Origin of the sequence: Pseudoalteromonas sp. S1727, from assembly GCF_005886375.1 — a bacterium.
Taxonomy (GTDB): Bacteria; Pseudomonadota; Gammaproteobacteria; order Enterobacterales; family Alteromonadaceae; genus Pseudoalteromonas; species Pseudoalteromonas haloplanktis.
Window position 1 is genome coordinate 1 of record NZ_PNDT01000378.1, and the last position, 278, is coordinate 278.

The 278-nt window shown below is 44.6% G+C and carries 1 protein-coding gene; it reads right to left on the reverse strand.

Annotated features, from left to right (window positions below; all coding sequences use genetic code 11):
• Nucleotides 1–15: 15 nt before the first annotated feature.
• Nucleotides 16–278: sigma-70 family RNA polymerase sigma factor (locus CWB85_RS22365; protein WP_138556034.1), on the reverse strand; the 263-nt coding region annotated here is incomplete at its 5' end.

Consider the following 278-nt stretch of genomic DNA (forward strand, 5'->3'; position numbering starts at 1 on the left):
TTTGCAAAGCGGGTATTAGCGCATTGCTGTTTGTAGCTTTTTCATCGCTGTTTTCTCAAGCTTACGAACACGCTCTGCTGATACGCTGTATTTTTCAGCAAGCTCTTGCAGTGTTGCTTTTTCATCAGACAACCAACGAGCGCTAACAATATCTTGTGATCGTTCGTCTAAGGTTTTTACAGCAGTAAATACACGTGTATGCGCCTGTTCTTGGCACTGCTGTTGCTCAACTTCGTCAGCAAGGTCGTTGCTGCGATCTGTTAAGAATTGCACTGGTG